Raw genomic sequence first — 22912 nt, forward strand, 5'->3', positions numbered from 1 at the left:
CGTTTTTGTTGTTTCTGTAATGCTTGATCATTTCGCCGCCAGCACATGGGCGGGGCGATTATTTGCCGGCTCCCGCAGAGCGGGGGCCGGCCTTGAAAGGAGAAGTCAGACTTTAACTTCGATTATTTGAGAGCTTCCCAGGTTTTCTGGATTTCGCCAGCAACGTCTTTGGCATCTTTGCCGCCAGCATAATCGACCATACCAGTCCAGAAGGAGCCAGCGCCGATTTTACCTGGCATCAGGTCAGAACCATCGAAACGGAATGTGGTTGCATTCAGCAGAATCTGGCCCTGTTTGCGCAGAGTGTCGTTAGCGTATGCATCAAGGTTGGCCGTTTTCAGAGCGGTCAGCAGACCAGACTGTGCCATCCAGATTTCATGAGCGATTGGGGTTTTCAGGAAATCGATGAAGGCTTCGGCAGCTTTGGAGTCTTTGGTGATACCGAACAGGGTACCTGCACCAAGAACCGGTTTGCCAAGGTCTTTTTCTGCATAGGCAGGGAAGTAGAAGAAGTCAGCATCTTCGCCCAATACGGTGCCTTCCGGGAAGAAGGACGGGATGAAGCTGGCCATTTTGTGCATGTAGCATTTTGGTGGAGATGTGAAGAGACCTTTCGGGCTGTCACGGAAGTCGGTGGTAGCAACGGAGCCTGCGCCGCCATCAACGAACTTGTCGTTACGTGCAAACCAGCCGAATTCTTCAATTGCGGTGACAACAGCAGGATCATCAAACGGAATGGCGTTGGTTACCCATTTGTCATAGGTTTCTGGAGATGCCGTGCGAAGCATCATGTCTTCAACCCAGTCGGTTGCAGGCCAACCGGTAGCGCCGCCAGATCCCAGACCGATGCACCATGGGGTACCGCCGTCTTCAACGATCTTTTCGGTCAGAGCTTTTAGGTCTTCCATGGATTCAGGAACTTCGTAGCCAGCGTCTTCGAAGTTTTCAGGAATGTACCAGACCAGAGATTTCAGATCTTCCTTGAAGGAGAAAGCGAAGAATTTCTTTGCGCCGTCTTTGTCTTTATAGGATCCGAGATCGACCCAAGACTGACCGGCAGCATAGTTTTCTTTCATCCAATCCTTGGTTTCATCGCTCAGAGGGGTCAGGTACCCTTTGCTAGCAAGGTCAGCAGCAAGACCTGGCTGCGGGAACACTGCAATGTTCGGAGCAGAACCAGCACCAGTGTCGATAACGATCTGCTGTTCAAAGCTGTCGGAACCAGCATATTCAACTTTACTGCCGGTTGCTTCTTCGAAGTAAGCGATCACGCTCATGAACAGGTCTTTGTCGGCACCGAGCCATGGACCGGAAATCGTCAGGGTTTCCCCCGTGAGGTCAACGGCATTTTTGAATTCTTCGTAAGATGACCAAGTGAATTTGGCATCTTCGCCCGGCTTGAATTTCAGCTCAGCAGCTTGCAGCCCACTTACCGAGAGAGCAACAACAGCAGCACCAAGCATTAATGATTTCAACATTTCGCGAACCTCCCAAGGACACCAAAGGCGTCCTGTCGTTATTAGACAATAGTTGCACTTAATTCAAAGCGCTTTGAATGGCAAGAGCATGCTTTGCTTGACTGTCAGAGTCAAGAATGAATTTAAGACTTTATCGGGTAATTCTGGCAAAAATATTCAATTTCTGCGCTATTCGTCTAGTTTCACGCTAAAAAGCAAGAAAGCGCTTTCATTTGAGGATTGAAGAAGCACAAAAATTGTGTCTAAGATATTTGTCAAATTCTCAAAGGGCTTTGGATGCATAAATGACGGCCTGTCAAGCCCCCCCGTAAAAAGGCAGACCGCAGAACTAAACGACTGAAAAGTCTCACACTATCAACCTCTGGTCGTGTGAGCATGAGGGAACGAATGTGAATCTCAAGGAACTTTCCAATATCCTGAATCTTTCTCAAACGACGGTGAGCCGTGCGCTTAACGGCTATCCTGAAGTTGGAGAGAAAACACGTATCAGGGTCATTGAGGCGGCAAGAAAATACAACTACCACCCCTCCTATTCCGCCAAGCGACTGGCCATGGGACGCTCCCATGCTGTCGCTCACGTGGTTCCCCAGAACCCACAGCATTCGATGATCAACCCCCACTTCTCCGACTTCATTGCCGGCGCTGGCGAGACCTATGCCCGATACGGCTTTGAAATGCTGATTTCAGTCGTCCCCTATGATGAACAGGAGCAATGCTATCGCGAGCTTGCCCGTTCCCGCCGCGTTGACGGGGTTATCGTGCACGGTCCATACAAGGAAGACCCCCGCATCCCGTTGCTGGAAAATCTGAAATTGCCATTTGTCGTGCATGGCAGGATGGAAGGCAAGGCGACCCATTATTCATGGCTTGATGTCAACAACCGCAGCAGCTTCAAACGCGCGACCAATTTCTTGCTCGATCTGGGTCATGAGCGCATAGCCTTGCTTAATGGCGTGGAAGAAATGGACTTTGCCTTCAGACGACGTCTCGGTTATGAGTCCGCCCTTTTGGAGCGTGGCTTGACAGTGGACCCCAGCCTGATTTTTTCCGCCGACATGGTTGAGCCTTACGGCTATGACGTCACGAAGAAGCTCCTGTCAACGGAGCATCCCCCTTCTGCGGTGGTGACCTCGTCTGTCCTGACGGCACTGGGCGTTGTTCGTGCGGTTCAGGAATGCGGGTTACAGGTTGGGCACGACCTCTCTGTTGTCACATTTGACGATGAGCTATCTTTCCTGCAATATCCCGGAGTACCGCTCTTTACTTCCGTCCGTTCTTCGATCAAGGATGCCGGCAGTCGTTTGGCTGAAATTCTTATCGACCAAATCAATCATCCGGAAAAGGGGCCGATTCAGGAACTCTGGGAAGCCGATCTGGTTGTCGGCCGCTCTACAGGTCCGTGTCGATAGACCTCGAACCAAGCAAATTTTTCTCCATCACGCCCTCTTGAAGGCGTAAAGAAACAAGGGCCGCACCCATGCCAGCACTTGCCAGACAGGCTGACTTTACCGTCAAACGCTCTGATTTCCCGAAAGATTTCATTTTTGGCACCTCCACCTCCGCCTACCAGATCGAAGGCAGTTCGTTTGGAGGTTGCGGGTCCAGTCACTGGGACACTTTTTCCGCCACGTCCGGCAATGTCGTGCGCTGCGAGAACGGGGCCCTTGCCTGCGCTCACTATAATCATTGGGAAAGCGATCTGGATCTGATGAAAGATCTTGGCGTTGAAGCCTATCGCTTTTCGACATCCTGGGCCCGCGTGATGCCAGAGGGGCGCGGCGCGGTCAATCAAGAAGGTCTGGATTTTTATGACAGGCTGGTGGACGGCATGCTCTCGCGCGGGCTTGCGCCCAATCTGACACTCTATCATTGGGAATTGCCAAGCGCTCTTTCTGATATCGGCGGCTGGCGCAATCGCGACATTGCGGACTATTTCGCCGACTATGCCGAAATTGTTGTCAAGCGGCTCGGGGACAGGCTTTCAACCGTAGCAACAATCAACGAACCATGGTGTGTCACTTGGTACAGCCATTTTCACGGCGCCCATGCACCGGGTATGCGGGATATCCGCGCGGTCAGTCGTGCGGCTCACATTGTCCCGCTTGCTCATGCAAAGGCCGTATCGGCCCTGCGTGCCCTCGGTCAGAAGGACTTGGGGATCGTGCTCAATTTCGAGCACACGAGTGCTCTTGATGACAAGCCCTCTTCGCTTGAAGCTGCATCACTGACCGAAGGCATCTATAATCGCTGGTTCCTTGGCGGCCTCTTCAAAGGCGAATATCCTGCCGATGTCCTGCACTATCTGGAGCCACACATGCCAAAAGGCTGGCATGCGGACATGGAGCAGATCGCTCAGCCCATCGATTGGCTCGGGATCAACTATTACACGCGAAGCCTGGTCTCGGCGGGCAAAACGGATCCCGATTGCGCCCTGCCCGAAATGATCGGCAACAAGGGGCCTCTACCCAGAACGGAAATGGACTGGGAAGTCTATCCCGAAGGCCTTGGCTATTTGCTCGAATGGATCAGCAACAATTATACCGGTACCCTGCCCCTTGCCATCACGGAAAATGGCATGGCCAACAAGGATGCCGTAGTTGACGGCGTCGTGGACGATCAGGAACGCATCGCTTATCTCGATGCCCATTTCAAACAGGCTCTTGGCGCGATCGAGAAAGGTGTGCCCTTGCGCGCCTATTTCGTCTGGTCGTTCATGGACAATTTCGAATGGGCTCTTGGCTATGACAAGCGCTTCGGGTTGGTGCATGTGGATTTTGAAAGCTTCAAGCGCACGCCCAAAGCCTCCTATCACGTCTTGAAAAAACTGCTTGAAAAGAGCTGATGCCTGCTCAGGCGTCATTCTGACAGATACCGCAGTTGAGGCATAAAAAGAGGCAGCCCGAAGGCTGCCTCAGATATCAAACAAGGCGCTAAGCACAAAGGCTGGGGGACGCGCGATGTTTTTGCTGGCCGCCGCTGCGGGGGACAACGACGACCAGCATGCAGACCCAAAAGGCCCACGATTGTTGGCCCCAGGGGCCTACGCACAAAGAAAGTTGCCTATCAAAGCGGCGACACTCGTGTGGGGGACTGGTCGCTCTTCTTTCTTTGCCCGCTCATTCTGCCAGCATCCAGGTTACTGTTGCCGCATCTCGAACCACAAGAAACCCTAGAGTGGCAAACGCAGTGTTTCCTTCAATGTTTCCAGAGATATGAGCGTTTCAGTTCTACGCACAGCAGCCAGATGCTTGAGAGATTTGGCTATGAACACGTTCAAATCCTGATTTGTGCGTTCTCGCACTTTCAGCAGATAAGAATGCGTTCCCGTTACGTGATGAACCTCAACCACCCTATCAAAGGCAGTCACTTGGGAAACAAATTCCTGTTCACTACATTTATAGTCCAGATCCACAAAGACGAAGGCTGTGACTTCAAAACCGACAACAGAAGGCTCGACAATGGCCTCGATTGATTTGACGGCACCAGAATCGATCAGCTTACGGACCCGATCATTGGTCGCCGAAACAGAAAGGCCAATCTCTTTGGCCAAATCTGCGCTGGCTCTTCGACCATCCTTCTGAAGGAGATCCAATAATCGTCTATCGGTCGCGTCCATCAGAATAATACCCGTCATGTGTTTCTTCGAAAGGATAGCTACTCAAACTTGAGTATCTTCGCAAGCCCTTTGCTCCAGGTTGTCATACTTTCGTTTGGCATTAGTAGCAATTTCGAAGGCCAAAAGTGGTACATATTCAAGTTCATTAATAAGGAAATTTCATAAATTCTAATATTTCAGCGGTTTTCCAGTCAAAACGCTTCATACAATAGTATAAAATTTTAAACACTCTAAGTTCAGTATTCTGTGGATATCGGAAAACGTTTACATGCTCAGATCAATCAAGATTCATGTTTTACTCTTGCCTGTACATTATCCGTTAAATTTCCGGCAAACTTTTTAAACAACAAAAAATCATACTGGAAAACGAGACTATTTCATTCACCTTTGAGTGGATCTTTGAAATTGTCAGAGTGGCGATATACTTTGAAAAAACACGAGCGGCGGCCCGAATTCTCTTGCCGCCGACGTTAAAACTTGAAAATTCAGGCAAATCAACATTGCCAACCAGACATATTACTGTTGCCTAAGACATGAATCGATAGATTCCGATATATTTAGAAGTCTTTCGTCCTGACCGCTTTCCCCCATGATCATAAGGCCGACCGGAGCAGCCGAGTCTGGACCAACCGGTATTGTCGCAGCAGGTCGGCCCAGAAGATTCACGATCGAGGTATTGCGCAACACTTTGAGATTGGTTTCCCGATATGATTCTTCGGACTCAAGCAACGGCTGTATCTCAGGCGGCAGAACGGCAACCGTCGGCATGAGTACGGCATCATAATTGCGTGTTGCCAGATGGGTTCGCTCCTGCATTTCCTTCTGCAATCGCAACATGTCGATATAATCGGCAGCTGTGATCATGGCGGCAGCTTCTATCCGGCTCGCAACGCGGGGATCCATGCCCTTGCCATGCTCGAACAGGAACATGCGATGGGTGTGATAGGCTTCGGGCCCGGCGATGCTTCCCTGGCGACCGATGTCGTTAAAAATATTGATTGCGTCGACCTTGATGCGCTCCAGACGGGCCCCGGCCTTCGAGATCACTTCAAGAGCCCGGACAAAGGCCCCGGCGACTTCAACGTCCAGACCATCAAGCGCAATAGTCTCCAGAATGCCGAAGCGCAATCCGTTAAGCGGCAGGATCTCGGCATCAGGAATAGGCAGTCCGGCCATAACATGGTCAATGATCCGGCAGCAGTCGATAGATCGGGCTATGGGGCCTGCGGTATCAAGGGTCGTTGAAAGGGGCAGAACTCCATCAAGCGGATGGCGGCCAGTTGTCGGCTTGAAGCCGTAGAGACGGTTGAAGGCGGCAGGAATGCGAACGGATCCGCCGGTGTCGCTACCGAGGGCGGCAAATGCCATATTCTCGGCAACTGACAGGGCTCCGCCTGAAGACGAACCGCCCGGAACATGGCCGGTTTCCCGGTCCCACACTGAAGGTGGCGTGCCGAAATGGGGATTGATGCCCAACCCGGAATAGGCAAACTCGGTCATGTTGGTGTGGCCGAGAAAAATCGCACCCGCAGCCCGCAGGCGAGAGATGACCGTCGCGTCGGCCTTGGCCGGTTTGGCGATTGCGGCCAGCTCTTTGGAACCGCCGGATGTAATCACGCCCTCGATATCAAAAAGGTCTTTGATGGAAATCGGAATTCCGGCCAGTGGCCCTTGCGGTACACCCATCTTGCGCATGGCGTCCGAGGCCGCGGCCTGCGTTATGGCAACATTCTTGAAGGTTCGAACGAAAATGGTGCCACCATTGCCATCTTCTTTCTCGATTTCGTTGAAGGCTGTACTGACCAATTCAACAGATGAGGTTTCTCCGCTTTGCAAGGCTTTTTGCGTTGCCGCGATTGTTCCAGAAACAGCCATTACTTAAACTCCAATTACCGAACCCTTGTTGCCTCAGACGTTATGCCGGGCGAGGTTGTGCGGCTTCGGTTCTATTTCCCGATTGACATGGAGATATATGTTAACGGCAAAAGTCCGGTTTGTCGCCCATACCGGTGCAATGATGGCGGGTCGGTACGCATTTTGGGGAAATTTCTTCTGAAAGGCGAATGTGTTGCACCCGCCTCTCTGTTTCTCGATGATTTGAAGTCAACGCGTTTTCTTGACGCTTGAAATGACATTCTCAATCATTTTCATCCCGGCACCACCCCCAAGGGTCATGATCGATTCGGGATGGAACTGAACTGCCATGATCGGCTCGGACTTGTGCTCGATTGCCATGATCACTCCATCGTCTGTCTCAGCTGTCACCTCAAACTCCTTGGAGAGAGTGACAGGATCTGCAAACAGCGAGTGATAGCGACCAACCACGACCTGATCGGGCAGCCCCTCAAACAGGCATCCGGGCTGAAGCCGGATACGAGTCGGCTTGCCATGCATGGGGACGCTGAGCTGCCTTAAGGAGCCACCAAAGGCCTCTGCCAGAGCTTGCAGCCCCAGACACACGCCAAAGATGGCAACGCCATGTTTGCGTGCCAGTTCGATGGTCGCTTTGGTATTGAAATGCGCCGGAGATCCCGGGCCGGGCGACATGACAACGAGATCGGGCTTGACCTTGTCAAACACCTTTTCAGCGACCGGAGTACGAACCGTGACGACCTCGGCTCCGGTCTGGCGGAAATAGTTGGCCAATGTATGCACGAAGCTGTCCTGATGGTCGACGAGCAAAATTTTCACGCCCGTGCCAAACAAGTCCTTTTTCTGGCTTTCGGCCAGTTTTTCAGGATTGGCAGCATCGCGAATGGCCGCCCGCAAGGCGGATGCCTTCAATTCGGTTTCTGCTTCCTCGGCTTCCGGATCGGAGTCGAACAGCAAGGTTGCCCCTGCCCTCACCTCGGCAATGCCATTCTTGATGCGGATGGTCCTCAGGGTGAGGCCGGTATTCATGTTGCCATCAAAACCGATTGCACCGATTGCACCACCATACCAAGCGCGGGGCGACTTTTCGTGCTTTTCGATGAAGTCCATGGCCCATAGCTTGGGAGCACCGGTCACGGTAACAGCCCATGCGTGGGACAGGAACGCGTCCATCGCATCGAGACCCTCACGCAATCGCCCTTCGATATGATCGACCGTATGGATCAGACGGGAATACATCTCGATCTGTCTGCGACCCTTCACGCGAACCGAGCCGGGCACGCAGACGCGGCTCTTGTCGTTGCGGTCAACGTCGGAACACATGGTCAGCTCGCTCTCGTCCTTCTTGGAGTTGAGCAGGGTCAGGATCTGTTCGCTGTCCTCGATAGGATCCGCACCCCGTTTGATGGTGCCGGAAATCGGGCAGGTTTCGACCAGATCGCCGTTGCTGACCTTGACGAACATTTCTGGGCTGGCCCCGATGAGATATTCCTGTGCGCCCAGGTTGATATAGAAACCATAGGGTGATGGGTTGACCTGCTGCAATCGGCGGGAGATGGCGGAGGGATCGCAATTGACCGTTTCATAGAAGGTCTGCCCCGGAACGCATTCAAACAGATCCCCGCGTTTGAAATAGTCTACCGCCTTGCGGACAATGCCTGCATATTCGCCTTTGACATGGTCACCGGCAGCTGGAACGGTCTTTGACGGGTTGAAGGGATCGACATGGGTTTCGCGCTCCATGCCTTCGGTGGTATTGCCCTCGAACGCAAAATCATACCGATAGCGAATGACTTCCTGCGCATAGAGGTCATTGACGATGACCTCATCGGGCAGATAGAGCACCATGTCGCGCTGGTCATCTGGCCGTTCAAGCTGCAAGTCGATTGCGTCGAACTGAAAAGCCAGATCGTAACCGAAGGCACCATAAAGGCCGAGGGTGCTGTCCTGCCCGGACTTGAACAGGCCAACGATTTCGCGCACGACAGAGAAAACGCTTGGCACGCGGCTGCGTTCTTCCTCGGTGAAGGTTCCTTCCGGCTCCTTGACCTCAAGCGTGATCGTGGTGTCATCCGCTTCGTAGCTTTTGAGAATGAAAAGGTCCTTGAGGCATTTATGGATGGCAGGAATGAGCACCACGCCCCGGTCATTGAGTGCTTCGACGGTCATGGTACGTCCGCGCGCGGTGATCACAAGCGGCGGATTGACAAACCCCAGCTCCCAGCGGGTATAGCGCCCCGGATATTCATAGTTTGATGACAGCACAACGCCGCGCTGGCTATCCAGCTGGTTCAGGCAGCGATCAAGGGCGGTGGCAAAGTTATCACGGCCGGCCTGGCGCATGACTTCGATGCCACCTTCGGTGATATAATCCTCGTCCGGGATAAAATCTATTTCGTCAGTGTCTGGCTTGGACATTTCGGTACTCATTGGATCCTCGCTTCAGGGTCACCCCGATTGCAGGGTATGACTGCTGTTATGCTCTTCCCGCTTCGTCCCGGCGGGTCCTTGTGCAAAGCCTATGGGATACACAAAAGCCGCCGGAAGTCCGACGGCTTGTTCCCAAATTCGATTAACACATAGGGATAGGGTCAGCCGCCGTTAACGCGTCTGCCACCACCAACCAGAATTTTGTGCAATGAATAGTTTCATACCCGTTTATGTAGCGCATTTCCGATTTGACGACAAGCCCAGAATCACGGTGATCAAACATGTCCTTAGAAATGAAAACAGGGCCCGAAGGGGCCCTGTCGGCTTCATTCTTGTAGCAACCCGGATCAGGCGTTTGCGACGCCATTGAGGAAGGAATCAACCTCATGTCGCAGTTGCGATGTACGCTGAGCCACATCCATCGAGCTTCGTTCAACCTGCTCGACATTATGACTTGTCTGCGTGATCGATGCAGACAGATCCGACATGTTGCCCGCCACCTGCGAGGTGCCGCTAGCTGCTTCGGCGACATTGCGGCTGATCTCGTAGGTCGCAGAACCCTGCTCGTCGACAGCGGTGGAAATGGTCGTGGTATATTCGTTGACCTTTTCCATCGTCTGGGCGATGCCCTGGATCGCGGTAACGGCATGGTTGGTCGCGGACTGGATACCCTGGACCTGTGAGGCGATTTCCTCGGTCGCCTTGGAAGTCTGGTTTGCCAGCTCCTTGACCTCGGCAGCAACAACCGCGAAGCCCTTGCCATGTTCGCCAGCTCGCGCCGCTTCGATGGTTGCGTTGAGGGCAAGCAAATTGGTCTGCTCGGCAATGGCCTGAATGAGCGAGACCACATCGCCAATCTTCTGGGCAGAATGGGACAGACCGGCAACGGTTTCGGTGGTTTCCCGAGTGGCTGCGGTTGCCTGATGAACGACCTGAGACGTTTCTGAAACCTGCCGCTTGATTTCCTCGATGGATGCGGAAAGCTCTTCGGCAGCAGAGGCCACGGGTCTGCACATTGCCAGATGCGATTTCAGATGCCGAGGCGGAACTGTTTGCCTTCTCGGAAGTCTGGTCGGCAACGCTTGAAAGAACCTTTGCAGCTTCTTTCATATTCTCCATATTGCTCGCCACCGTGTTCAGCAAATCGGTCGAAGAGGTCCGGAACCCTTCGATCATCGCCTCAATCGCATGCTGACGCTTGGCGCGTTCGTCATGTTCGACGCGGCTCTGCTGTTGCAGTCTCTGACGTTCCTGAGCATTGTTGCGAAGCACATCGACCGAACGGCTCAATTCTCCGATTTCGTCCTGACGATTGGCATTTGGCAAATCGACTTCGAAATTCTGCTGCGCGATTTCCATCACACCCTGATTGAGTTTCTGCAACGGGAATAAAGATGCGCGGATAAACCAGAATACGAAGCCACCCATCGCAATCAGTCCGACAACACCGAGAATGAGAAGGCTTTGCGTCAGATTATTGGCGGGCGCCATGAGCTCGTCATAGCTCTGATGGGTGTAAACGGCCCAGTTTCTGACCAAACACATTCATCGGTTCGGCAATTGCAAGGCTAAGCTCACCCTTGATGTCCACGTCTCCCGTGATGGTCTGGCCGTCCATTGCCTTGGCCACCAGATCCGCCTGAGCAGCCCCCAAAGGATTGACCTCCTGGTCGATGAAGTTGATCTGCTGCATATCGGCAGAGACCAGTTCAACGCCACCGGTTTTACCAAGCCCGGATCTGTCGCTCATGACAGACGTGAAGCGATCGGCATTGACCTCAAAGGCGATGGCTCCCATCGTGAGGCCCCACTTCATGGCAGGACCAACCAGATAACCGGTCATCTTGCCATCATGAACATAGAAGCCAGTGAAGTTGAAGCCTTCGAACTTCTTTTTGGGATCCGTCTTCGCGATGGACACGATCGGGCTTGCCGCCTGGACAAGATCCTGATTCAGATCCTTGTCTACAAAAAGATTTTTGCCCAGCTCAGCCCCTTTGAGGTAGCTGTAGTAGATATTGCCTTCTTTATCAAAGAAGAGAATATCCTTGAAAATGTCACCCTCGATCAGGCTGCCCAGGGCAGCATGATGCTTGAGATGGATCGTTGCATAGCGCTGATCGGAATCCTCCAGTTCGACCAGCTTGTAACGATCCTGCTTCGGGTGAGGATTTTTCGTAATATACAAATCCCGCAGCACAGAGCCAGGATCATCCCCCAACGACTTCCAACCGCTTTGCAATTCAGTTGAAGCATTGGCCGTGGTGGTGTGGGTAAGCAGGGTTGTCATCTTTTCCTGTAATTGTTCGAAATAGACTTCGACCGTGCTTGTTTTTCCTTTGGCGGCAGTAAGCAAGGCGTTTTCCGTCAAGCTCACAGATGTTTTTCCGCCCATCCAAGAAGCAACAACAACAAATACAGCAACCAAAAAGACAACTGAAAGAATCATTATTGCTGGGATTTTGGTTGCAAGACGCTTGGGCATTATCTGCATGGGAATCTTTAAACCTCCGACTATCTGTCGGATAGTTTCAAGCAACAAAATTATCTTTTAGTAAACTCGAACTTCAATTAGATTGAAATTATTGCTTATACCCGGAAAGGTTTGAAAAAGCAGTGTTAAAAGTTCCTATTTGGAAAATTTTGCTATTTATTCTCTTTTGAACAATAGATTGAAATATTTGAATTATATCAATTCAAAGTGATTTTAAAATAACAACAGGGCCAAGAGGCCCTGTTATATTTAATAAAATTTTATATGACTATTTGCTTTTACTATGCACTCGCGACATTTTTCAAGAAACTGTCGACCTCCGCTCTCAGCCGTTCGGTTTGATCCATGACAGAACGCGTATCTGCCTCGACCTGTCCGACAGATTGCGTAGTCTCTGCAACCGACTGGGAAAGGTTGGACATATTGCCAGCAACCTGCATGGTACCGTCCGCAGCCTGAGCCACGTTGCGACTGATTTCGTAGGTCGCACTGCCCTGCTCGACAACGGCTTGAGAAATGGAGCCCGTATATTGGTTCACCTTTTCCATTGTCTCGGCGATGTTCTGAATGGCCCCAACCGCATTTTGGGTTGAACCCTGAATTGCCTGAATCTGGCTGCTGATTTCCTCGGTCGCCTTGGAGGTCTGGTTGGCCAGCTCCTTGACTTCGGCAGCAACAACCGCGAAGCCCTTGCCATGTTCACCGGCACGCGCCGCCTCGATGGTTGCGTTGAGGGCAAGCAAATTGGTCTGCTCGGCAATGGCCTGAATGAGCGAGACCACATCGCCAATCTTCTGAGCCGCTTCAGACAGCCCCGAAATGGTTTGCGTTGTTTCGCGCGTTGCTTCTGTCGCCTGATTGACCACGAGGGACGTTTCCGCGACCTGACGCTTGATTTCCTCAATCGAGGTTGTCAGTTCTTCCGCCGCTGATGCAACGGTCTGCACATTGCCTGACGCCACTTCCGACGCAGATGCAGAGTCGCCTGCCTTCATTGCAGTTTCTTCCGCGATCGATGAAAGCAATTCTGCCGTCTTGTGCATGTTGTCCATGTTCGACGACACTTCGTTGAGCATTCCACTGGACGATGCCCGGAAACTGTCAATCAGTTGTTCGATCAAAATCTGCCGCCGTGAGCGTTCATCCTGCTCTATCCTGCTCTGCTCTTCCAGACGCATGCGCTCCTGAGCATTTTCACGCAGGATTTCGACGGACTGAGTCAACTCGGCAATCTCGTCCTTGGATTTGGAGACGTTGAGGTCGACCTCGTAGTTTCCTTCAGCGATCTGCATCACGCCTTCGTTAAGCTTGTGCAAAGGAGACAAGGTCGAGCGGACGAAGAAAACACCAAACAGTCCCATCAGCACCAAGAGAACGAACCCGACAAGCAACATGGCGTGGGTCTGATCGTAGGACGGTGCCAGCATTTCATCATAGGTCTGCTCGGCGATGACGGCCCATTGCGTCCCAAGAACGGACATGGGCGCAGAAATCGCCCGGAAGCGTTTTCCGTTGATTTCGACATCCCCTTTCGCCTCCAGCCCGGCAAGGGCCTTGGCGGCAATGTCGGAGACCGACGCAGGCAGTGCGCTGACGGTATTGTTCTGGAAGTTCACCTCTGTGAGGTCCGATGAAATCAGCTTGACCTCACCGGTCTGACCAAGACCAGATCGATTTGACATGACAGAAGAGATCATTTCAGGATTGATCTCGAAGGCCACCGCAGCAATGATCTTGCCCCATTTGAGAACCGGAGCGACCATGTAACCGGTCACGCGCCCGTTAAACTCTGTGAAGCCGCTGAAGCTGGGCCCTTCATATGGCGTTTTGGGATCGGTGTTGGCCAGTGTCAAAATCGGTGACATGAGGGATTTGAGCGATTGGGGCAACACATCAGGCTCGGCAACATTGCGGGCAAAGGCGGCCCCTTTGCGATAGGTGTAGAAGATGTTGCCTTCCTTGTTGACAAGCATGACATCCCGGAACAATCCGCCAGTGAGCAAGGATGCCACCGCTTCCTGATGTTTGGCATGGATCTTGTCATAATAAACCGTGGCACTGCCACCCGACATCAACTTGAAGCGTTCATTTTCTGAATTCGGGTTGTCGGAAACATAAATTTTCTGAAGTGTGCTTGAAGCATCCTCGCGCAAAACGCCCCAACCGCCATTAAGCTCGGTTGCGGCCACTTCGGTGGTGGTGTGCGAGGCCATATCCTTCATCTTGTTCTGCAACTGGGACAGATAGACCGTCAAGGTATCTGTCCGCCCTTTTGCTGCATTCAAAAGAGCCGTTTCAGTCAGCTTTACAGACGTTGATTCTCCCATCCAGGTCGCCAGTCCGACGAGAACGGCTACAGTAATTGTAATGGAAGTTACTAATATGACTGGTATTTTTGCAGACAATCTTTTGGGAGCAAAACGCATGATCGTTCCTATAATCAGATTATATCTGCGCGAATTGTCGCAAGGCCGACGTTTCGAAAATGTAAATCGCGGTAATTAATTTTTGCTTTCTTACCTCAGGTTACCGAGCTAAAATTGGGCATATGTCCAAAATATAGTCAACGACATCGGTTTTATGGTTACGAAATACGAAAAAGGGCGCCCAAACAGCGCCCCTTTTCTATAAGCTCACCTATTCTATTGCTTTGAGCTATTTGTTTTTTTTGTGGATGACAGCCAAAAGATGCTGCTTGCTCCTCACATCATGCGGTTGGCAATGGCAACAGCCTGGGTGCGCCGATAGCAGTTCAGTTTCTTGAGGATGAGAGAGATATGGTGTTTGACGGTTGCCTCTGTCAAACCAAGCTCATAAGCGATCTGCTTGTTCAGCAATCCATCACGCAGATAGCGCAAAATAGTCATTTGTTTGGGGGTCAGGTTTGCGAGCTTCTGATACAGGCTGGAGCGTTCCAAAACGGCATCACTTTCGATGACCACATACTCATCGGCAATTCCGCTCTTTACGCGCTTGGAGATTGAGCGCAGTTCCGCGACCGAGGCCGTTTTGTAGATGACCCAATCAGCACCGTTGCCCAGTGCGAAATGAGCCAGTCCATCGTCTGCATGGTTGCAGATCAGGATAAGTCTTGCATGCTTGTAGGCTTTTCTGACATCGGTCAGAGCGGCAGAGCCCCGGCTTGATGTTGCATCGAGGTTCAAAACTAGAAGAGTGTCTTCGCGGTCAGGTGCGGCGCTAAGCAGCTGTTCGAGTCCGGCACAATCAAGAACCGGTGTGTATTCGCGTTTGATACCAAGCATGTTAAGCAGGCATTCAGTAAATATCGGATGGGGCTCGGCTAAAACAACCGTGCGGTAAGTGACAGAGCCTTGTTCGGCCTGATGTCCCAAACCACGACGTACCTCACCTCCAATATCGTCGAGCAGTAGCATTCTCTCTCCCCCTTGTGCTGGTAAATCTGTCTTTGGTGTTCCAGCCAGATAGAGCTCTTAAGATCGAGAAGAAAATCATACGAGATGGTTGGATCAGTCCTCCAAGTTTGATCCTGCCAACAGCTTTGCCCTCAACGGATCCTGCATATGCGCGGTCGCTCATGAGTGGCTTGCCATGCGCTTCAAATCCCCAAATTGGCTTGCGAGTAACTTCGCGCTTCATTGAAGACTCTGAAATTGCTAAGATTTTCCTCCTATCCTAGCCTAAAGGCCAGTAGCGTGAGGCCATTTGAGTCTAGTTACGCAAGTTTGTCAATGAAGAGCTTGATTCTATTACAAAAATTTGCGAATGTTTTTGCAAACAATTTTTTGCAAATTGCAAATCTTGCAAACTTCAGGAGGAAGACTTGTCAGAAAAGCTGTTTGTTGGTCCCAAAGTGAGGATATTGCGCGAGAGCAACGATTTGACGCAGGCAAGTTTTGCGGAGCGTATCGGAATTTCGACAAGCTATCTCAACCAGATCGAGAATAATCAAAGGCCCCTCACGGCACCAGTTCTCCTTTCGCTCAGTCACCATTTTAATCTTTCAATCAATGATTTGGCCTCCGCTGATACCAGCCGGGTGATCGCCGATTTGAAAGAAGCGCTTGAAGAGCCACTTTTCAGGGATACCACCCCTGGTCTACAAGAAATGAAGATGGCCGCGTCCAACTCGCCCTGGCTGACACAGGCCTTTTTGACCCTTCATCAGGCGCATAGGCGGGCCAATGAACGGTTGATGGTTCTGGATGACGCGTTGACGGCACAGTCCCGGGAAGGCAGCGACCGGGCCGTTTTGCCCTATGAGGAAGTGCGTGACTATTTCCAGTATCATGAAAACTATATCGACGAACTTGATATGGCCGCTGAAGATCTGGCGCGCAGACACAGCATGCTCGACGGCAATCGCCTTGCTAAGTTCCAGCAATATCTGGAAGAACGGCATTTGGTGCGTGTCCGCTATACGGAAAATGCGGCCAATGATCAGACATTGCGCAGCTTTGATGAACAAAGCAGAATTCTCAGCCTCAATGGTGGACAGGATGCATCCTCGCTTTCTTTCTTGCTCGCCCATCAAATCGCCATCATGGAGTATCTCGACCTCATCGATGCCCGTGTGGCCAAGGCCAACCTCAGGTCAGCTGCCGCTGAAGCCATTGCACGGGTCGGGCTCGCCAACTATTTCGCAGGCGCATTATGCTTGCCATATCAACGGTTTCTGACCGTTGCCAGAGAAACCCGGCACGACATCGACCGTCTTCGTCATCATTTCGGGGTCTCTCAGGAGCAGGTTTGTCATCGGCTCTCCTCCATGCAAAGGCCGGGAGCGCGCGGTGTTCCCTTCTATTTTCTTCGGGTGGACCGTGCGGGAAATGTCACCAAACGCCATTCGGCGACACGGTTCCAGTTTGCCCGCTTCGGGGGTGCCTGTCCGCTCTGGAACGTTCACGAAGCCTTTGAGGCCCCCGGTCGCTATTTGGTGCAGGTGGCTGAAATGCCTGACGGAATCCGATATCTATGTGTCGCTACAAGCATAACGAAACTCGGCTCCGGCTATCACGCTCCCGTGCGGCGCTATGCCATAGGGATGGGGTGTGAGCTGTCAAATGCCAGTGAAGTCGTCTATTCGGACGGGCTGAATCTGCAAAGCGACTCCAGCGTTGTCGAGATTGGCGTTTCCTGCCGGATCTGTGAACGCAACAGGTGTCATCAGCGCGCAGCGCCGCCGGTGGACCGCAAACTCATCGTCAATCCCAATGTCAGGCAATTCGTGCCGTTTGAACTAGAGAATTCGGATAACTATCGCTAATTCCATTTTTGGTGTTTTATAGGGAAGTGCCTTCCGGAATGTCCGCAAACGCCTTTCTTGAGACAAAAATGCATAGCATTATGCATGGTCGACATGGCTGCATTGCACAAAAGTCTAATCCACAATAAACTTGTGAAAGTTGCAAATGTCCAGGCTGTCGGGTTTTCCTCCAACTCGCCAGAAATGCCGTAAATATTTGCTACTTTGGTCGAAAAATTTCACCATCTATCTAACTTGCTATTTCGTCCCTTCCGCAGATAGGCTTGCAGCTCTAAAAAGTGCAAGCACTCCTCCACTTAGAAGAATCAGATATGCCACACGTTACAAAACTCGTTCGTCTGGACGACTACAAGCCAACGCCTTTCAAGATCGAACACGTATCGATGACCGTTCGGCTGGATCCGAAGAAAACAGTCATCGAATCCCGTCTGTCCCTTTTTCCTGCACCCAATCGGCAGGAAAATGAAAAGCTTGAGCTCGTGGGCGATGATCTGTTGCTTGTCGAGGCGCGCCTTGACGGAGAGATTCTTTCTGAAGACGCCTATCATGCGACTGCCGATCTCTTCACTCTCAGCACCCCTCCGCTCTCCCCGTTCGAGCTGACGCTCGTCACGCAAATTGCTCCGCAGGACAATACCCAGTTGATGGGGCTTTATCGGTCAAACGGCGCCTATTGCACACAATGCGAAGCGGAGGGCTTTCGCCGGATCACCTATTTCTATGACCGCCCGGACAATCTCAGTCTGTATGACGTGCGCATCGAGGCCCCAGCAGAGGTCAAGCATCTGCTGGCCAACGGCAATCTGGTCGAAAGCGGCACAATGCCCGCACCAGAAGGCGCGGACAAAACGCAAGCCTGGCATTTTGCACTTTGGAGTGATCCATTTCCGAAGCCGTCCTACCTGTTTGCGCTTGTTGCGGGAGATCTTGCCCGCGTCGAAGATCATTTCACGACGCGATCCGGACGGGACATCGCGCTGCATATATATGTGGAGCATGGCAAGGAGGACCGTGTCGCCTATGCCATGGATGCGCTCAAGCGCTCCATGAAGTGGGATGAAGATGTCTTCGGTCGTGAATATGACCTCGACATCTTCATGATTGTTGCCGTCTCGGATTTCAACATGGGAGCAATGGAGAACAAGGGTCTCAATGTCTTCAATGACAAATATGTTCTGGCCAAACCGGAAACAGCGACCGATACAGACTATGCCCTTATCGAGGGGGTGATTGCCCACGAATATTTCCATAACTGGACGGGCAACCGCATCACCTGCCGCGATTGGTTCCAGCTCTGTCTCAAGGAAGGGCTGACAGTATTCCGCGATCAGGAATTCTCTTCCGACATGCGCTCCCGTCCGGTCAAGCGGATTTCCGACGTGCAACAGCTTCGCGCAATCCAGTTCCCTGAAGATAGTGGCCCGCTGGCTCATCAGGTTCGCCCCGAGGTCTATTCCGAGATCAACAATTTCTATACCGCGACAGTTTATGAAAAAGGCGCAGAAGTCTGCCGCATGCTTCAGACCCTGCTCGGTGTCGATGGCTTCAAGACCGGGCTTGACCTCTATTTCGATCGCCATGATGGCGAGGCGGTGACCATCGAGGATTTCATCCGCTGTTTCGAAGAGGCTTGCGAGATTGATCTCACGCAGTTTTCCCTTTGGTACAGTCAGGCTGGCACACCCGATCTGGTGGCGACCTATCATTATGATGCTCCGCGCAAGCAGCTTGGCCTTGCCATTGAGCAATCCTGTCCGCCGACACCGGGTCAGCCGACAAAGAAAGTGATGCATATTCCTGTCCGTTTCGGTCTGGTCGGCAGAGATGGCAGCTCTGTGAGTTACAGCTCCATCATTGATGAGACATCCGGTCGCCAGACCTCTTCAAAGGCAGACGATATTCTGGAACTCACGGAACGGCGACATAAGTTCATCTTCTCTGATGTCGAGAGCGATGCCATCCCTTCTTTGTTGCGTGGCTTTTCCGCCCCGGTGCATTTGCGGAGCAATCTCGGTCACGAGGATCATCTCTGTCTCATGCGCCATGACAGCGATCCCTTCAATCGTTGGGAAGCTGCCCAGCTCATCCTGATGGATCATCTGATCAAAACGACACGGGCAATTGGTCAGGGAACATCGCAGGAGCAGATTCCGCCAAGCGATGACATCATCAATGCCCTCAAATCCTCTCTTCTGGACGAGAGTCTTGAACATGCCTTCCGCGCCCAATTGGTTCACCTGCCAAGCGAAAGCGATGTGGCACGGGAAATTGGCAGCAATGTCGACCCGGACGCGATCCATCTTGCCCGCAAGTCCTTGCGGCAAACTTTGGCAAGCCGGATTGGGGACAGTCTGATTGATCTGTATAATGCGCTGGAAGATGACTCTGCCTATAAGCCTGACGCTGCGTCAGCGGGCAAACGCGCCTTGCGCAATGGTCTGCTGGATCTCTGCCTTGCGACAAGGGATGAAGCTGTCATTGCGCTTGCGGTGAAGCAATATCATCAGGCCAGCAACATGACCGACCAGTTCGCCGCCCTGTCGAGCATGGTGCGGAACAATCATGATGCCGCGGATGAGCTGTTGGAAGATTTCCACGCCAAATTCACAAATGATGCACTGGTTATCGACAAATGGTTATCGCTCCAAGCATCGCCTCCGCAGGAGCGGACCTTGCAACGCGTCAAGGATTTGACAAAGCATCCTTCCTTCTCGATAAGCAATCCAAATCGGGTCCGGTCGCTGATTGGTTCCTTTGCGATGAACAATCCCACCCAGTTCAATCGCAAGGATGGTCAAGGCTTTAGGCTTGTTGCGGACATCATTATCGAGTTGGACAGCAAGAACCCGCAGACAGCGGCGCGTCTGGCCAACAACTTCCGCTCATGGAAGGCACTGGAAAGCGAAAGACAGCTCTGCGCCAAGGCCGAACTACAGAGAATCGCAGCCAGTGCAAATCTTTCCAAAGATGTTGCTGATATCGTCAATCGATGCTTGCAATGACTAAAACACACTGAGTCTTTAACAGAATCACATTTGCCTTAAGACAAATCTGATCGCATTAACTTCTCATTAACTAAAAAGTTGGAAGCGGACTCTAGACAAAGTCTCCGATGTCGATTCAAATGAAGTCGACTTCGGAGATGCGGCAAACCTCCGATTTGTTTCAACACTGATCCAGGAGGTCGGGTATGACGCAGGCCAATGTCGCCAGCGCACCCAAAGAGTCAAGATTCAGGTGGTTTGGGCTGGTTCCAAACGACCCGAATGTTGGTGTCTCCGGCCCAGTCCAGATGTTGGCTGGCCCATCCTATTTTCAACGGGTGCGCGAAGAGCCGTGGTTGCGGCGTATCATTCCAGCTGTCATTCTGGTTTTCATCGTTATTGTCGGCATCATGCGGTCTTCCGATCTTTTGTCAAAACGTGACACGATCACGGCGACAGCCGAGCAGGAATTGCAATTGATCGCAGCACTCGTCTCCGAGCGGATGGGGAGCCGTCTTGATACCTATAGTGCCTCTGTTGCGGCCCAGGGCGAACCGTCTCTTCAAACCAGCGAGAGCGATGCCGAGCTGCCAAGCCAGCCGGACGGGGATGACCTCCCTCTCCTTCCCGACGCTGATACCGGAACGGCTTTGAAAAGCGCGCTCGGCGATGAACCGACGCGCACGCAATATCAAGACTGGCTGATCGAGGCCTTGCCCGCGATAGGTCTGTTCGAGCATTATCAGATTTATCTCAATGACCAGACGGGCATGATCGTGGCTTCCGTGCCTCGCGACGCAAAGGACATGCGCAAGACGCTGGTCGAGCTTCTGGGGCGGGCTCAGGCCTTTTCAACCTTCGGGGCGAGTGCAGGTGTCTTTGATGTCTCGCTATCTGCGTCCGAGCAGGCCCTTGCCACCGTGCATCATCTGGGTGGTGGGCGCGGCTCAGTAACGGTGCTGGTTCCGCAAACTGCCCTTTATGGTGCATGGCGATCCGATGTTACCCGCAACGCGATTGTCTTTGTGACCATGAGCGCCATCATTCTGCTCATCGTCTATGCCTTTTTCAGTCAGGGCGCACGGGCACGGGAAGCGGACAGCATGTTCAAGGAGACCGTCCAGCGTATGGACAGCTCCCTCACCCATTCCCGGTCTGGCCTTTGGGACTGGGATCTGACGCGGGGCCATATCTACTGGTCACGCTCGATGTTCGATTTGCTGGGAATGCCCTGGCAGGATGAATTGCTCAGCTTTGCCGAGCTCAATGCCCGCATGCATCCGGAAGACGGCAATCTTCATCAGCATGTGCAGGAATTGTTATCCTCGGACCAGAGCATGATGGATCGCCAGTTTCGCATGTGCCACGAAGAAGGCTATTGGGTCTGGATCCATATTCGGGCCGAGTTGACCTTTTCTCCCAGCAAGCGCCTTCACCTCATGGGCGTAGCGATGGATGTGAGCCAGAAGATTGCCCAGGCCGAACATGACAAGCGCGCTGACATCCGCCTGCGCGATGCGGTGGACACCATCTCCGAAGCTTTTGTCCTGTGGGATGAGAAAAGCCGGCTCGTGCTGTGCAACCAGCCTTACCGCACGCTTCACAATCTGCCTGAAGATCTGGATATCGTCGGTTTGAGCTATAACGAGGTCAGCGAACTGGGGCAGCCGCATGTCGTGGCCATTGAAGACGACAAAAACATCCTGAAAGATGAACTCCTGATTGATCGCGTTGATATTGCTCCCAAAATGGCCCGCAGTTACAAAGTGCAACTGGCAGACGGGCGCTGGGTTCAGATCAGCGAGCGGCGCACGCGCGATGGCGGCTTCGTTTCGGTCGGGACGGACATTTCCAATCTCAAGCTCCAGGAACGGCGTCTGCTTGAAAGCGAACAGCAGTTGATGGCGAGCGTGACGGATTTGCGCAAGTCACGTCAGACCCTTGAAATGCAGGCACAACAGCTGGTTGTCCTGACCGAGAAATATGCGGTAGAAAAAGAAAATGCCGAAAATGCCAATCGGGTCAAATCGCAGTTTCTGGCCAATATTTCCCATGAATTGCGAACACCGCTCAATGCGATTATCGGCTTCTCCGAAGTCATGAAGCAGGAAATCTTTGGCGAGCATGCCACAGAGAAATACAAGACCTATTCCGAAGACATTCATGACAGTGGTGCCTATCTGTTGCAGTTGATTGACGACATCCTGAATATGTCTCGTCTGGAAGAAGGCGATATCGATCTTGATCCCGAAACCATCGATCTTGTTGACCTCACGCGCACGACGGTAGATGAGGCTGTCACCGAGCAGGCGGCTGATCGCAAGATTTCCCTCAAGGATGAGCTGCCCGACGCGCTCGAAGCCTTTGCGGATCCTCACATGGTCAGGCAGGTTCTTTTGAATCTGCTCGACAATGCGGTGAAATTTACGCCCGAAGGTGGTCAGATTTCGCTAAGAGGCGAAATCAGGGATGGCTACACGAGCCTGACAATTTCCGACACGGGCGTTGGCATCCCACAGGATTCCATTGACCGTCTTGTGCAGCCGTTCGAGCAGGTGCAGAACCAGTTCACAAAGACTCACAAGGGATCAGGCCTCGGGCTTTCGATTGCCAGAAGAATTGTCTGCCTCTCCGGTGGCACAATGAAAATCCGGTCCCGTATCGGACAGGGAACACGGATCACTGTGAGCCTTCCATCACATGCCAGACTGGGCACTCAGAGTATGACGGACCTTTTGGAAGGCGAAACGGGGCCTCTTAAGGAAGCAACGAGCTAGCAAGCCCAAAGCGTCT

The 22912-nt window shown here is 52.4% G+C and carries 14 protein-coding genes and 1 pseudogene; 6 read left to right on the forward strand and 9 right to left on the reverse strand.

Annotation, left to right across the window (positions count from 1 at the left end; all coding sequences use genetic code 11):
* Positions 1–122 precede the first annotated feature (122 nt).
* Positions 123–1478 carry an ABC transporter substrate-binding protein gene (locus tag ACHZB8_RS08475; RefSeq protein ID WP_316859812.1) on the reverse strand — a complete coding sequence of 452 codons (1356 nt, stop codon included), beginning with the start codon at positions 1476–1478 and terminating at the stop codon, positions 123–125.
* Between the two features lie 389 nt (positions 1479–1867).
* Here ACHZB8_RS08475 and ACHZB8_RS08480 point away from each other — a divergent pair, with 389 nt between their 5' ends.
* Together ACHZB8_RS08480 and ACHZB8_RS08485 are read left to right on the forward strand one after the other, a co-directional pair.
* Complete coding sequence (locus ACHZB8_RS08480; protein WP_316859813.1) at positions 1868–2887, forward strand: substrate-binding domain-containing protein; 1020 nt, start codon at positions 1868–1870, stop codon at positions 2885–2887.
* Positions 2888–2955: 68 nt separating this feature from the next.
* The gene (locus ACHZB8_RS08485; RefSeq protein WP_316859814.1) at positions 2956–4320 is read left to right on the forward strand and encodes a GH1 family beta-glucosidase; all 1365 of its coding nucleotides are present in this window, start codon (positions 2956–2958) and stop codon (positions 4318–4320) included.
* 327 nt (positions 4321–4647) lie between these two features.
* Here ACHZB8_RS08485 and ACHZB8_RS08490 read toward each other — a convergent pair whose 3' ends face one another.
* The 4 genes from ACHZB8_RS08490 to ACHZB8_RS08505 all read right to left on the reverse strand — a co-directional run bounded on the left by ACHZB8_RS08490 (position 4648) and on the right by ACHZB8_RS08505 (position 10412).
* Positions 4648–5112: an Lrp/AsnC family transcriptional regulator gene (locus ACHZB8_RS08490; RefSeq protein ID WP_316859815.1), complete on the reverse strand. Its 465-nt coding sequence runs from the start codon at positions 5110–5112 to the stop codon at positions 4648–4650.
* A 498-nt stretch (positions 5113–5610) separates the two neighbouring features.
* Positions 5611–6969 (reverse strand): amidase, encoded by a 1359-nt coding sequence (locus ACHZB8_RS08495; protein ID WP_316859816.1) that lies wholly within the window; start codon positions 6967–6969, stop codon positions 5611–5613.
* A gap of 228 nt (positions 6970–7197) precedes the next feature.
* On the reverse strand, positions 7198–9384 hold the full coding sequence (locus ACHZB8_RS08500) for an anthranilate synthase (protein WP_316859817.1): 2187 nt from the start codon (positions 9382–9384) through the stop codon (positions 7198–7200).
* Positions 9385–9743: 359 nt separating this feature from the next.
* Positions 9744–10412, reverse strand: a complete 669-nt coding sequence (locus tag ACHZB8_RS08505; protein ID WP_316859818.1) for a methyl-accepting chemotaxis protein — start codon at positions 10410–10412, stop codon at positions 9744–9746.
* Positions 10413–10608: 196 nt separating this feature from the next.
* Between ACHZB8_RS08505 and ACHZB8_RS08510 the strand changes: the two genes are divergently transcribed.
* Positions 10609–10788 carry a hypothetical protein gene (locus tag ACHZB8_RS08510; protein WP_316859819.1) on the forward strand — a complete coding sequence of 60 codons (180 nt, stop codon included), beginning with the start codon at positions 10609–10611 and terminating at the stop codon, positions 10786–10788.
* Here ACHZB8_RS08510 and ACHZB8_RS08515 read toward each other — a convergent pair.
* The 4 genes and pseudogenes from ACHZB8_RS08515 to ACHZB8_RS08530 form a co-directional block, all read right to left on the reverse strand.
* Positions 10708–10941 (reverse strand): annotated as a pseudogene (locus tag ACHZB8_RS08515) (hypothetical protein); the annotation flags it as partial. The gene ACHZB8_RS08510 and the pseudogene ACHZB8_RS08515 sit on opposite strands and share 81 nt — an antisense overlap.
* A complete protein-coding gene (locus ACHZB8_RS08520) occupies positions 10895–11773 on the reverse strand; it encodes a hypothetical protein (protein WP_316859820.1) in 879 nt (292 codons plus the stop codon). The gene ACHZB8_RS08520 and the pseudogene ACHZB8_RS08515, both read right to left, overlap by 47 nt.
* Before the next feature lie 398 nt (positions 11774–12171).
* On the reverse strand, positions 12172–14217 hold the full coding sequence (locus ACHZB8_RS08525; protein WP_316859821.1) for a methyl-accepting chemotaxis protein: 2046 nt from the start codon (positions 14215–14217) through the stop codon (positions 12172–12174).
* A 375-nt stretch (positions 14218–14592) separates the two neighbouring features.
* Entirely contained in the window at positions 14593–15285 is a 693-nt protein-coding gene (locus ACHZB8_RS08530; RefSeq protein ID WP_316859822.1) for a response regulator transcription factor, read from the reverse strand.
* 407 nt (positions 15286–15692) lie between these two features.
* On the opposite strand from ACHZB8_RS08530, the gene ACHZB8_RS08535 reads away from it, so the two are divergent.
* From ACHZB8_RS08535 to ACHZB8_RS08545, 3 genes are all read left to right on the forward strand, one after another.
* Positions 15693–17135 carry a short-chain fatty acyl-CoA regulator family protein gene (locus ACHZB8_RS08535; RefSeq protein ID WP_316859823.1) on the forward strand — a complete coding sequence of 481 codons (1443 nt, stop codon included), beginning with the start codon at positions 15693–15695 and terminating at the stop codon, positions 17133–17135.
* 311 nt (positions 17136–17446) lie between these two features.
* Positions 17447–20137 (forward strand): aminopeptidase N, encoded by a 2691-nt coding sequence (pepN, locus tag ACHZB8_RS08540; protein ID WP_316859824.1) that lies wholly within the window; start codon positions 17447–17449, stop codon positions 20135–20137.
* A gap of 188 nt (positions 20138–20325) precedes the next feature.
* A complete protein-coding gene (locus ACHZB8_RS08545) occupies positions 20326–22896 on the forward strand; it encodes an ATP-binding protein (RefSeq protein WP_316859825.1) in 2571 nt (856 codons plus the stop codon).
* Positions 22897–22912 lie beyond the last annotated feature (16 nt).

The sequence above is a fragment of the uncultured Cohaesibacter sp. genome (genome assembly GCF_963556055.3).
Taxonomy (GTDB): domain Bacteria; phylum Pseudomonadota; class Alphaproteobacteria; order Rhizobiales; family Cohaesibacteraceae; genus Cohaesibacter.

What these genes read in the sequence shown, in the direction of transcription:
- ACHZB8_RS08475 (WP_316859812.1), bottom strand. Translation starts at nt 1,478, where the DNA reads ATGTTGAAATCATTAATGCTTGGTGCTGCTGTTGTTGCTCTCTCGGTA.
- ACHZB8_RS08485 (WP_316859814.1), top strand. Translation starts at nt 2,956, where the DNA reads ATGCCAGCACTTGCCAGACAGGCTGACTTTACCGTCAAACGCTCTGAT.
- ACHZB8_RS08490 (WP_316859815.1), bottom strand. Translation starts at nt 5,112, where the DNA reads ATGACGGGTATTATTCTGATGGACGCGACCGATAGACGATTATTGGAT.
- ACHZB8_RS08495 (WP_316859816.1), bottom strand. Translation starts at nt 6,969, where the DNA reads ATGGCTGTTTCTGGAACAATCGCGGCAACGCAAAAAGCCTTGCAAAGC.
- ACHZB8_RS08500 (WP_316859817.1), bottom strand. Translation starts at nt 9,384, where the DNA reads ATGTCCAAGCCAGACACTGACGAAATAGATTTTATCCCGGACGAGGAT.
- ACHZB8_RS08505 (WP_316859818.1), bottom strand. Translation starts at nt 10,412, where the DNA reads ATGTGCAGACCCGTGGCCTCTGCTGCCGAAGAGCTTTCCGCATCCATC.
- ACHZB8_RS08510 (WP_316859819.1), top strand. Translation starts at nt 10,609, where the DNA reads ATGTTCGACGCGGCTCTGCTGTTGCAGTCTCTGACGTTCCTGAGCATT.
- ACHZB8_RS08525 (WP_316859821.1), bottom strand. Translation starts at nt 14,217, where the DNA reads ATGGGAGAATCAACGTCTGTAAAGCTGACTGAAACGGCTCTTTTGAAT.
- ACHZB8_RS08530 (WP_316859822.1), bottom strand. Translation starts at nt 15,285, where the DNA reads ATGCTACTGCTCGACGATATTGGAGGTGAGGTACGTCGTGGTTTGGGA.
- pepN (WP_316859824.1), top strand. Translation starts at nt 17,447, where the DNA reads ATGCCACACGTTACAAAACTCGTTCGTCTGGACGACTACAAGCCAACG.
- ACHZB8_RS08545 (WP_316859825.1), top strand. Translation starts at nt 20,326, where the DNA reads ATGACGCAGGCCAATGTCGCCAGCGCACCCAAAGAGTCAAGATTCAGG.